The sequence below is a fragment of the Pseudomonas sp. SDO524_S393 genome, from assembly GCF_054071875.1.
In genome coordinates, this window is record NZ_JBSVVZ010000117.1 from 1 (window position 1) to 9942 (window position 9942).

Genomic DNA, 9942 nt, shown 5'->3' on the forward strand with positions numbered 1-9942 from the left:
AGGCAACGAATAGGTGGCTGATACACCGCTATCGCAGGCAAGCCAGCTCCCACAATGGGCTGTACTTCAGGTCGGGAGGGAACGATCGGTCAGGAAGGCGCATGTTCAGGGCGCTGTTGGCGCTGCGCGACCCAGAATTCCACCAGCTCGCGCAATTGCGACAGCTCCACCGGCTTGGCCATGTGCCCGTCCATCCCGGCCTGGCGCGCGCGTTCCTTGTGTTCCGACAGAATGTGCGCCGTGAGGGCCACGATCGGTGTACGGATCCGTTGGTGGCTCACCTCCCACGCCCGCAGTTGCTGGGTGGCGGAGAAACCATCGAGGATCGGCATTTCGCAGTCCATCAGCACCAGGTCGTAGCGCTGGGCTTTCATCGCCTCCAGCGCTTCTTCGCCGTTGCTGGCGGTGTCCGGGTTGAGGTTGAGCTTGCCGAGCATGCCGCGAATCACTTTGGTGGAGATGCTGTTGTCTTCGGCCACCAAAATGCGGAAGTCAGTGGGCACGGTCACGGCTGCCGGGGCGCTGAGGGCCTGGCGTGTGTGCGTGCCGCCTTTGCTGCGCTGGGTCAGCTCGTCGGCCAGGGTGGTCTTGAGCGTGTAGCCGGCCACCGGTTTGGCGAGGATGCGCTTGATCCCGCAATTGCGCGCGATGATCTTGCTCGGCGCGTTGCTGATGCCGGTGAGCATGATCAGCAGGATGTCGTGGTTCAGGCTCGGGTCTTCCTTGATCTTCGCCGCCAGTTGCATGCCGGTCATGCCGGGCATGTTCTGGTCCAGCAGCACCACGTCGAAGTAATCGCGCAGGTGCGCCTTGGTGCGCAACAGGGCCAGGGCTTCCTTGCCCGATGGCACGGCGCTGACGTTGAGGCCCCACGCCGTGCATTGCTGCACCAGCACCTTGCGGCAGGTGTCGTTGTCGTCCACCACCAGCACGCGCGCGCCCTTGAGCGGGCCGTCGAGGTCGGAGGTCGGATGCTCCAGTCGCTCCGGGTCCAGCGGCAGGGTCAGCCACAGGGTGCTGCCCTGGTGGCTGCCGCTCTTGATGCCGAACTCGCCGTTCATCAACAGGATGAGCTGGCGGGCGATGACCAGACCCAGGTGGCCGCTCAAGCGAGTGGCCGAGAGGAAGTTCTTGCTGTGCAATTCGCTGTGCAGCAGGGCGTCGCGCTCGGCGGCTTCCATCGGTACGCCACTGTCCTGCACGGCGATGCGCAGGCGTGGCTTGGTGCTGCGTTCGTCGAGGGCGACGACGATCAGCACTTCGCCCTCATCGGTTTTCTGCAGGGCATTTTCCAGCAGGCTCAACAGCGCCTGGCGCAGGCGCGTCGGGTCGCCACTGATCACGCGGGGCACCTGGGGCTGGATAAAGCTGATCAGCTCGACGTTCTGCTGTTCGGCCTTGGCGCGGAAGATGCTCAGGCAGTCTTCGATCAGCGCATTGAGGTCGAATTGCACGTCGTCCAGCTCGATCTGCCCTGACTCGAGCTTGGAGATATCGAGAATTTCGTTGATCAGCGTGAGCAGTTCATTGCCGGCGCTGTGGATGGTCTGCACGTAGTCGCGCTGTTTCACCGACAGGGGGGTGCCCAGCAGCAGTTCGGTCATGCCCAGCACGCCGTTCATCGGTGTGCGGATTTCGTGGCTGATCTTCGCCAGGAATTCGGCCTTGGCCGCGATTTCGGCGTTGCTGGCGGCCAGGTCGCGGCTGAGGCTGAAACGTGTCTCGACAATGGCGCGCTGGCGCTCGCCCAGGGCCAGGCTCATCAGCAGGCCGCTGAGGCAGATGAAACCGAGCAGGGTCACGATCAAGCCTTGCGGCGCCACCAAAGTGAGGCCAAGCAGGGCCGGCAGGATGATCAGCGTGCCGATGTTGAACACCACCATCGCCGCCACGAACAGGCGCGCGGGCCGGTAGCCTTTCTGCCAGTGGTAGGCCGAGACGAACAACATGCTCAGGCCCGCCAGGGCCACCAGGGCGTAGGTGATGATGTTCAGCGGCAGCGTGTTGACGAACAGCAGCAAGAGGCCGCACAGCACGATGAGCAGGATGTCGGCCATCAGCAGCTTGTTCAGCGGGTGCGGACCCAGGGGCATGAAGAAGCGATAGGCATACATCAGCCCGCAGGGCGCGGTCAGCAGCAGGGCGAGGTAGGCGCCCGGAGTCTGCACGGCGTGCCAGTTGGGCAACCACGGGCCCACCAGGTTGAGCAGCAGCGCCAGGCTGAGCATCAACAGCAGTTCGCAGGCCGCCAGCCACAGGCTGCTGCGGGAGCGGTGGTAGGCGAAGCGGGTGAGGTTGTGCAGGATCAGCATCAGCAGACAGCCGAACAGCAGGCCGTAGATCAGCGTCTGGTTCTGGTCGGCGGCGGCGAAGACTGCCGGTTCCAGGGTGATATAAGGGCGCAGCTCGTGTTCCGACACCAGGCGCAGATAGACCTCGAGGGGCTTCTGGCTCTGGGGCATCGGCAGCATGAAGTCGCTGCTGGGCAGCGGGCGCTCGGCCTGGGGCTGTCGGGTGCCGGTGCTTTGTTGCTCCACCAGGGTGTCGCCGTCGAGGACGTAGAGGCTCAGGTGGGACAGGTCGGGCGCGAAGACCCGCAGCAGTTGTTCGTGCTTGCCGGGTTGCAGTTTGAAGCGTACCCACAACGCGCCGTCCGGCGCCGCGGCGGTAATGCGGTCCAGTTCGATGGGGCTGAATTGGTTGGTGTAGCGGGTGGAACGGATGTCGCTCAGTTGCAGGTCGGCCTGTTCATCAAGCAATACTGCCCAGCCACTGCCTTGCGCGGCGGCCTGGGCCGGGAACAAGCAGAGCAGCGTCAGCAGACTGACTGTGAAACCTATGGCGATCCTGAGCCAGCGCACGGCGAAATCCCTTCGTAGGTTGATGCACGGGTTAACTATGCGCGGGGTGGCCTGCAAACGGCAAGGGCCTGGGGCCCTTGCCTGACCGAACGAATAGCTACTTACTGGTTCTCGCCACGTTCACGGGCAATGGCGCGATAGCCGATGTCCTTGCGGTAGAAACAGCCTTTCCAATCGATCTTCGCCGTCAGCGCGTACGCCTGTTGTTGCGCGGCGTCGACGCTGGCTCCCATCGCGGTGGCGCAGAGTACGCGGCCACCGGCGGTGACGACCTTGCCATCCTTGAGCGCGGTGCCGGCATGGAACACCTTGCCTTCCAGCGTAGCAGCCGCGTCCAGACCTTCAATCACGTCGCCCTTGGCGTAATCGGCCGGGTAGCCGCCGGCGGCCAGCACGATGCCGACGCTCGGACGTGGGTCCCATTGTGCTTCAACCTTGTCCAGGGCCTGGGCGAGGGCGGCTTCCACCAGCAGCACCAGGCTCGATTGCAGGCGCAGCATGACCGGCTGGGTTTCCGGGTCGCCGAAGCGGCAGTTGAACTCGATGACTTTCGGGTTGCCGGCCTTGTCGATCATCAGGCCGGCGTACAGGAAGCCGGTGTATACGTTGCCTTCATCGGCCATGCCGCGCACGGTCGGCCAGATCACCTGGTCCATCACGCGCTGGTGCACGTCGGCGGTGACCACCGGGGCAGGGGAGTAGGCACCCATGCCGCCGGTGTTCGGGCCGGTGTCGCCGTCGCCGACGCGTTTGTGGTCCTGGCTGGTGGCCATCGGCAGTACGTTCTTGCCGTCGACCATCACGATGAAGCTGGCTTCTTCGCCGTCGAGGAATTCCTCGATGACCACCCGCGAACCGGCGTCGCCAAAGGCGTTACCGGCGAGCATGTCGCGCACGGCGTCTTCGGCTTCCTGCAGGGTCATCGCCACGATCACGCCTTTGCCGGCGGCCAGGCCATCGGCCTTGATCACGATCGGTGCACCTTTTTCACGCAGGTAGGCCAGGGCCGGCTCGATCTCGGTAAAGTTCTGGTAGTCGGCGGTCGGGATCTTGTGACGCGCCAGGAAGTCCTTGGTGAACGCCTTGGAGCCTTCCAGCTGGGCAGCGCCAGCGGTCGGGCCGAAGCAGTCCAGGCCACGGCTGCGGAACAGGTCCACCACGCCGGCTACCAGCGGCACTTCCGGGCCGACGATGGTCAGGGACACGTTCTTTTCAGCGAAGTCGGCCAGTTGCTCAAGCGCCAGCACGTCGATGGCAACGTTCTCGCACTTGGCTTCGATGGCGGTGCCGGCGTTGCCGGGGGCGACAAAAACTTTCTGAACGCGTGGGTCCTGGGCAACTTTCCAGGCCAGGGCGTGTTCACGGCCACCGCTGCCAATGATCAAAACATTCATTTCAAAAACCTCGGATGACGCAAATTCTAGGGTACACCGTGGGCTGCTTTTCTGTGGGAGCTGGCTTGCCTGCGATACGGGCGACTCGGTGTATCGGATGCACCGAGTCGATGCCATCGCAGGCAAGCCAGCTCCCACACAAGCCAGGGCCCACCGGCTGTGTTGGATCAGTGGCGGAAGTGGCGCATGCCGGTGAACACCATGGCGATGCCGGCTTCGTCCGCTGCAGCGATCACTTCAGCATCACGCATCGAACCACCCGGCTGGATCACCGCGGTCACGCCGGCTTTCGCGGCGTTGTCCAGGCCGTCACGGAACGGGAAGAACGCATCGGAAGCCATTACCGAACCCACCACCTGCAAACCGGCGTGCTCGGCCTTGATCGCGGCGATGCGCGCGGAGTTCACGCGGCTCATCTGGCCGGCGCCGACACCGATGGTCTGGCGATTCTTGGCGTAGACGATGGCGTTGGATTTAACGTACTTGGCCACTTTCCAGGCGAAGATCAGGTCGTTGATCTCTTGCTCGGTCGGCGCGCGTTTGGTCACGACTTTCAGGTCTTGGCTGCCGATCATGCCGATGTCGCGGCTCTGCACCAGCAGGCCGCCGTTGACGCGCTTGTAGTCCCAGGCAGCGGCGCGGTCAGCCGACCACTCGCCACAGGCCAGCAGGCGGACGTTGGCTTTGGCCGCCACGATGGCGCGGGCTTCCTCGCTGACGCTTGGGGCGATGATCACTTCGACGAACTGACGGTCGACGATGGCCTTGGCGGTCTCGGCGTCCAGTTCACGGTTGAAGGCGATGATGCCGCCGAAGGCCGACTCGGTGTCGGTGGCGTAGGCCAGTTCGTAGGCCTGGCGGATACCGCCTTCTGCGTCCGGGCTGACGGCCACGCCGCACGGGTTGGCGTGCTTGACGATCACACAGGCCGGCTTGACGAAGCTCTTCACGCATTCCAGCGCGGCGTCGGTGTCGGCCACGTTGTTGTACGACAGCTCCTTGCCCTGCAGTTGGGTCGCGGTGGCGATACCCACTTCGGCAGGCTTGGCTTCCACGTAGAACGCCGCGCTCTGGTGCGGGTTCTCGCCGTAGCGCATTTCCTGGGCCTTGATGAACTGGCTGTTGAAGGTGCGCGGGAACTGGGTGCGGCCTTCGGTGCTGAGGGTGTCGGCGGCCTGGTTCACGGTGCCCATGTAGTTGGCGATCATGCCGTCGTAGGCGGCGGTGTGCTCGAACGCCTTGAGCATCAGGTCGAAGCGCTGGGCGTAGGTCAAACCGCCGGCCTTGAGGCTTTCCAGCACGTTGGCGTAGTCGCTGGCGTTGACCACGATGGCCACGTCTTTGTGGTTCTTGGCAGCCGAGCGCACCATGGTCGGGCCGCCGATATCGATGTTCTCGATGGCGGTCGGCAGGTCGCAGCCTGGCTTGTTGATGGTGGCTTCGAACGGGTAGAGGTTCACGGCGACCAGGTCGATCGGCTTGATGCCGTGTTCGGCCATGATCGCGTCATCGGTGCCGCGACGGCCCAGAATGCCGCCGTGGATTTTCGGGTGCAGGGTCTTGACCCGACCGTCCATCATTTCTGCGAAGCCGGTGTAGTCCGCCACTTCCACTGCGGCCACGCCGTTGTCCTGCAGCAGTTTGAAGGTCCCGCCCGTGGAGAGGATTTCCACGCCCAGGGCTTCCAGCTCCCGGGCAAATTCGAGGATGCCGGTCTTGTCGGAAACGCTGATCAAGGCGCGGCGGATCGGCAGGCGGGTAGTCTGGTCGGTCATTTCAATTTCCATCAAAAGCAAAGGAGTCAGCAAAAAAGGCGACCGTTTTTTACGCGGGCGCCTTTCTGGTTTGATTGAATGCTTACAGCAAATCGTATTGCTTGAGCTTTTTGCGCAGGGTGCCACGGTTGAGGCCCAGCAGCTCACTGGCTTTGGTCTGGTTGCCCTTGACGTAGTTCATCACGCTTTCGAGCAAGGGCGCCTCGACTTCGGAGAGCACCAGGTTGTACACGTCCGTGACTTGAGCGCCCTCAAGGTGGGCGAAATAATTGTGCAGCGCCTTCTCGACACTCCCGCGAAGGGTCTGGCCTTCTTCGCTCGGCGTGTTGAGGTGCTGTTTCAAATTGACGTTGTCGCTCACGGGTGTTGTTCCACTCACTAAAGTCTCGGTCATCATCGTCATGCGGCCACCCCCTCTCCGTCCCCTGTCCCCAGGCTCTTGTAACGCTCGCCGAAGAACTCACGAACGTTGGCGCACTGTGCTTCCCTATCATCCAAACGATTGAAGTGGGCGCGAAACTCCCTGGCGCCCGGCAGGGTTGCGAGATACCAGCCGACATGCTTGCGAGCAATGCGTACTCCCATCACGTCTCCATAGAAGGCGTGCAGGGCGGCCAGATGCTCTAGCAGAATACGTTCCACCTCGATCAGCTCCGGTGCCGGCAGGATGTCGCCGGTACGCAGAAAATGCTCGATCTCACGAAAAATCCATGGACGCCCCTGGGCGGCCCGGCCAATCAACAGGCCGTCGGCACCGGTGGCGTGCAGCACGCGCCGGGCTTTCTCGGCCGAGTCGATATCGCCATTGGCAAACACCGGCATCGACACCGCCTGCTTGATCGCGGCAATGGTGTCGTACTCGGCTTCACCGGTGTACAGATCGGCGCGGGTGCGGCCATGCACCGCCAGCGCTGTAATACCCGCCTGCTCGGCGATCTTCGCCACCGTCAGGCCATTCTTGTTCTCCCGGTCCCAGCCGGTGCGAATCTTCAGGGTGACCGGCACATCGACTGCGGCGACAACGGCCTGCAGGATCTCGGCAACCAACTGCTCATCTTTCAACAGGGCGGAACCGGCGGCCTTGTTGCAGACCTTCTTGGCCGGGCAACCCATGTTGATGTCAATGATCTGCGCCCCCAACTCCACGTTGGCCCGGGCCGCATCCGCCAGCATTTGCGCATCACCGCCGGCGATCTGTACCGAGCGTGGCTCGGGATCACCTTCGTGAATCATGCGCATCCGCGACTTGCGGGTGTTCCACAAACTCATGTCGCTGGTGACCATTTCCGAGACTACAAGGCCCGCGCCCAATCGTTTGCACAACTGACGAAAGGGCTGGTCGGTGACGCCCGCCATCGGGGCGAGAATCAAGCCGTTCTGCAATGTGTATGGGCCGATGCGTACCGCCGACATAGGACTTCCCTGTTGTGGGGCCGGATCATTAGAGTTCGAAAAAGGGTTGGCATGATACCCGCTCTCGATGACTGGATAAAGGCTGAATTGGATAAAATCTGAGCAGTTATTTCTTTATCGCCGCCGGTTTGGTTGCGCAAGGCGAAGTCAATAATCTGCCGTCAAACGCTCGAAGCCTGAACCGATTCACTCGGGTGAATGGAAACTCAGGCTGTAATTCACGGCTTTATTGCCTGGATCGAGGATATCCAGGGAAATATGGATGGGCGTCTGCGAGGGCATTTCGCTGACGCCGGCCAGTTCGCCGCTGAGGTATTCGGCGGGTTTGAAGCGACGACTGGCAATCAGGCTGCCGTTCAGGTCGGCGAAACGCAGCTCCAGCAGCGGGAAGGGCTGGGAGAAGGTGGCGCGGTTGTAGATGATCGCATCCACCACCAGCGCACCGGCGAAGTCCGGATGGCTGCGCACCACCAGGTTGCTGCTCTTGATATGGGCGATGTCGACCCGCGATGGCACGGTGCAGCCCAGTTTCGGGCACAGCTCTTGAAACCATGGGCGGTAGGCGTCCTGGCGGGCCAGGTCGTCGAACTGATAGGCGATGAACTGCCCGGCAAGGCCGGCGGCGGCGATCAGCACCAGCAGCAGCCAGATCAGGCGACGGCCCCAGCCCGACGGGCGTTTTTGTGCGTACAGGTGCAGCGGGTCGTCTTCCAGGTCCTGAAGCACGTCGTCGTGGACACTGGCTTCGGCGCGCGGGCGCTTGCGACGGGGCAGGATGCGTTCTTCGGGCTCGGGGTCCGCCGCCGGGGTCAAGGGCGTGAACGGCGGGTCGATGTCGTCATCTTCCGGCGTTGAGCGCAGTGGCGGCTCGTCGTCGATACCGTCGGCGTGAAACGACATGGACGGTTCGGTGCGCTCCCGGGGCGCGGGAGTGGTCGCGGGTTCAGGTTCGTCTTGCGCGGCCTGGATTCGCTCTTGCGGCGGCTCGCTGAACAGGCTGGCCGCCCACTTTTCTTCCTCGGCCTTGACCGTGTCACGGCTGGCGCTGAGGCTGTCATCCTTTTGTCGGCGGTCGTTGCCCGGCTGACGGCGTTCCGCGCCGACGGGCAAGGTGTGCTGAATCTCGCGGCGTTCCAGCTTGGCCAGTTCTTCGTCCAGGTCCAGGTTGTCCAGGTCCAGCTCTTCGGCGGTCCACTGCTTCTGGCTGATGGCCCGCGGCGCCTCGGCGGTTGGTGTTTCCGGCGACGACGATTGTGGTGCAGGTCCGCCGGCTCGCTGTTCGAGCAACTGGCGAGCGGCGTTGAACACTTGCAGGCACGAGCCGCAGCGAACCACGCCACGGGCCACGCTCAATTGAGCATGGCTGACGCGAAAGCGAGCTTGGCAATGCGGGCACTGGGTGACGAAACTGTCGGTCATGCGGCCATCCGATTCAGGCAAGCGCTTATTCTAGCGCCGACGACCGCTGATGCGTACCCAGCCGTCGCGGTTGGCGATCGGGTCCAGGTCGAAATCCTGCGCATAGGCGGCGGCCACGTCTTCACCCTGCTCGGCGAGGATGCCCGACAGCGCCAGGCGGCCGCCCGGCTTGACCAGGCTCGACAGCTGCGGCGCCAGGGAGACCAGCGGCCCGGCGAGGATATTGGCCACCAGCACGTCAGCCTGTACCTGGGGCAATTGCTCCGGCAGGTAGAGCGGGAACTTGAGCTCAGGGATGTTGTTGCGCCCGGCGTTGTCGCGGGAAGCCTCCAGGGCCTGCACGTCGATATCGGTACCCACGGCCTCCTTGGCGCCCAACAACAGGGCGGCAATCGCCAGGATCCCCGAGCCGCAGCCGAAGTCCAGCACGTGGCTGTCGGTCAGGTCCTGGCCGTCCAGCCATTCCAGGCACAGTGCGGTGGTGGGGTGGGTGCCGGTGCCGAAGGCCAGGCCCGGGTCCAGCAGCAGGTTGACGGCGCCAGGCTCCGGCGCAGCGTGCCAGCTCGGCACGATCCACAGGCGCTGGCCGAAGCGCATCGGTTGGAAGTTGTCCATCCAGCTGCGTTCCCAGTCCTGGTCTTCGATGACTTCGCTGTGATGTTCCGGCAAAGGGCCGCCAGTGAGCAGTTCCATGTGGGCCAGCACGGCGGCAGCGTCGGTGCCGTCTTCGAACAGGGCCAGCAAATGGGTGTGGGACCACAGTGGAGTGGTGTTCAGTTCCGGCTCGAAGATCGGCTGGTCTTCGGCGTCCATGAATGTGACGGACACGGCGCCCACTTCGAGGAACGCGTCTTCATAGGTTTCGGCTTGTTCTGGGCTGATGGCGAGACGGACTTGCAGCCAAGGCATGGCGGGCACCTTTGAAAAAATGAGTGTGCAGCGGGGAGAGGCTGCGAAAGCGCGCAAGTTTACGCGAGCGACGGGCAGAAGACGACTGTCCAAAGGGCGACACCGATCAAATGTGGGAGCGGGCTTGCTCGCGAATGCGGTGTGTCAGTCAACGCATCCGTCACTGGCCCA

At 63.3% G+C, this 9942-nt stretch carries 7 protein-coding genes; all 7 read right to left on the reverse strand.

Annotated features, from left to right (window positions below):
* Nucleotides 1-89 precede the first annotated feature (89 nt).
* Nucleotides 90-2861 (reverse strand): response regulator, encoded by a 2772-nt coding sequence (locus tag ACW9IB_RS28585; protein ID WP_457416646.1) that lies wholly within the window; start codon nucleotides 2859-2861, stop codon nucleotides 90-92.
* 101 nt (nucleotides 2862-2962) lie between these two features.
* On the reverse strand, nucleotides 2963-4255 hold the full coding sequence (gene purD / locus ACW9IB_RS28590) for a phosphoribosylamine--glycine ligase (protein WP_457368393.1): 1293 nt from the start codon (nucleotides 4253-4255) through the stop codon (nucleotides 2963-2965).
* Between the two features lie 167 nt (nucleotides 4256-4422).
* Complete coding sequence (gene purH / locus ACW9IB_RS28595) at nucleotides 4423-6030, reverse strand: bifunctional phosphoribosylaminoimidazolecarboxamide formyltransferase/IMP cyclohydrolase (RefSeq protein WP_457368974.1); 1608 nt, start codon at nucleotides 6028-6030, stop codon at nucleotides 4423-4425.
* 82 nt (nucleotides 6031-6112) lie between these two features.
* Nucleotides 6113-6433 (reverse strand): DNA-binding transcriptional regulator Fis, encoded by a 321-nt coding sequence (fis, locus tag ACW9IB_RS28600; RefSeq protein ID WP_457343504.1) that lies wholly within the window; start codon nucleotides 6431-6433, stop codon nucleotides 6113-6115.
* Nucleotides 6430-7443, reverse strand: coding sequence for a tRNA dihydrouridine synthase DusB (gene dusB, locus ACW9IB_RS28605; RefSeq protein ID WP_457368975.1), 1014 nt, complete (start codon nucleotides 7441-7443; stop codon nucleotides 6430-6432). The genes fis and dusB overlap by 4 nt, the downstream gene beginning before the upstream one ends.
* Nucleotides 7444-7629: 186 nt before the next feature.
* Entirely contained in the window at nucleotides 7630-8862 is a 1233-nt protein-coding gene (locus ACW9IB_RS28610) for a DUF3426 domain-containing protein (RefSeq protein ID WP_457416648.1), read from the reverse strand.
* A gap of 30 nt (nucleotides 8863-8892) precedes the next feature.
* Nucleotides 8893-9771 (reverse strand): 50S ribosomal protein L11 methyltransferase, encoded by an 879-nt coding sequence (gene prmA, locus ACW9IB_RS28615; protein ID WP_457416650.1) that lies wholly within the window; start codon nucleotides 9769-9771, stop codon nucleotides 8893-8895.
* Nucleotides 9772-9942 lie beyond the last annotated feature (171 nt).